This is a genomic window from Streptomyces alkaliphilus (genome assembly GCF_014141535.1).
Taxonomy (GTDB): domain Bacteria; phylum Actinomycetota; class Actinomycetes; order Streptomycetales; family Streptomycetaceae; genus Streptomyces; species Streptomyces alkaliphilus.
The window spans coordinates 1-1,840 of sequence record NZ_VKHT01000988.1 but is presented as its reverse complement, the minus strand read 5'-3'; the positions used below and the strand labels follow the sequence as shown (position 1 = coordinate 1,840).

1 protein-coding gene and 1 pseudogene are annotated in these 1,840 nt (G+C 76.8%); both read left to right on the top strand.

Translation table 11 applies throughout. The features are described from left to right. Positions 1-197: pseudogene (locus tag FNQ90_RS21785) on the top strand (hypothetical protein); the annotation flags it as partial. A 105-nt stretch (positions 198-302) separates the two neighbouring features. Further along, positions 303-1,493, top strand: coding sequence for an alpha/beta hydrolase (locus tag FNQ90_RS21780; protein ID WP_323380113.1), 1,191 nt, complete (start codon positions 303-305; stop codon positions 1,491-1,493). The last annotated feature ends 347 nt before the right edge of the window (positions 1,494-1,840 follow it).

Below are 1,840 nucleotides of genomic sequence, written 5' to 3'. Positions count from 1 at the left end.
GAGCCGGAGAGGGGGACGACGTCGTGCGGGCGTTGGAGAGGGCCCTGGAGCGCACCGCCCGGCTGGAGTGGTTGTGTCGCGTGTGGCTCGCGGCCTCCTCGGTGCCGGGCCGTGTGCCGGCACTGTTGTCGGACGCCGAGATCGATCGGGTGATCGAACGATTGCGCGACTACGGTCAACCGGGGGGCCGTGCCTGACGTCCGGCCGGTCCGGCGCCGCGTCACCCCGGTGCTGTTCACGGGGTGCACAACTGTTCCATCCCGGGCAGGCTGGGGGACATGCGTCGGCGTACAACGGCGGCCGTGGCCGCCACCGCACTGTTGGGAGCCGGAGCGACGGCCGTAGCCGTCGGCCGGCGGGCCGCCAGGACCGCGCTGCGAAGCGGCGGGCCACCGGTCGGGTTCGGCGGGCCGGAGGCGGTGATCGTCTCCATGGCCCCGGAGAGGGGGACCGTCACGCTCGTGGGCCCGGCCGCCGGCGGACCGGGCGCCGGACCCGATCTGCCGGGCCGCTACGGCCTGGTCGCCGCCGGCGGCACCCGTGGGGCGGGGCGTCTACTGGGAACCGTCGGGGACGTGGTGCGGTCGGAGGCGGCGGGGGGTTCCGGCGCGATCACCGTCACCCGTCGGCTGGAGGCCGATCCGGGGAGCGGCGCAGTCCTCGAACCCGCCGGCCGATGGAGCCGGTTTCCCGGCACCAGGGTGCGCCTGACCCCCGCCGTCCACGCCGGGAACCCGCGCACCGCGTTGGGGCTGCCGCACGCCGCCCTGGAGATACCCGCGGAGTTGGGCACCCTGCCCACCTGGTTCGTTCCCGGCGACCGTGACCTGTGGGTGATCGCCCTGCACGCCCCCGGTGCCGGTCGGGAGCAGGTGCTGAACCTGCTGCCGTTCCTCCATCGTCACCACCTCCCCACGCTGGTGCCCACCCTGCGCGGCGACCCCGGGGCACCCCCGGCGCCGGGTGGGATCGACCGCCTCGGCACCGCGGAGTGGCGCGACGCCGACGCCGCGCTGCGGCACGCCGCGCGCTACGGAGCCCGTCGGGTGGTGCTGATCGGCTGGTCCGCCTCCGCGGACATGGCGCTGCGCACGGCGGCGGAGTCCGCGCTGCGCGATCGGATCACCGGTCTGGTGCTGGACTCCCCGCTGCTGTACTGGCCCGCGGCACTGCGCGCGTTGGCGGGGGAGAGGGGCGTTCCCCGGCCGCTGGTGCGCCTGGCGAGGGGGGCGGCACGCGGTGGCATCGGGTTGCCCGCCCCGCGCCCCACCGAGCCGCCGAGCCGTCCCGACGGGCGCCCGCTGCCGGTGCTCGTCGTGCAGGGCTCCGAGGACCGCGTGGCATCGCGCTCGGCCGCCCGCGATCTGGTGGCCCGCGCACCGGAGAGTGTGGTGGAGCACACCGTGCCCGGCGCCGGCCACGCCGCGGGGTGGAACGTGGACCCCGAGGGGTACGAGGAGCGGTTGCGGCGCTTCCTCACCCCGCTGCTGTGACCCCGCCACCGCCACCGCCACCGACACCGACACCGCCACGCGATCGCTCCGGCCCCGTGCCCCCCGCGGGCTGCCGGGGCGGCCCGTCGGCGCGCACACGCGCCGACGGGCGCAGGCGTGCGCCCGCGTTCGTTCCGTCCACTCCTCCTCTCGGGGGCGCCCGGGGGGCGTACGGGAGCGTTTCGAGGAGGCGCGGACCCGCCGACACCGAGCCGGTTTGGGCTTTCGCGCCCCTACCGGTGAAACTGCTGCGGTGACGATCCCTCCGCGCGAGACCCGGTTGCACGTCCTGCCCGTCCCTCCGGCCCGGGAAGCCGGTCGGGGGACGCCCGCCGACCCCGCCGGGG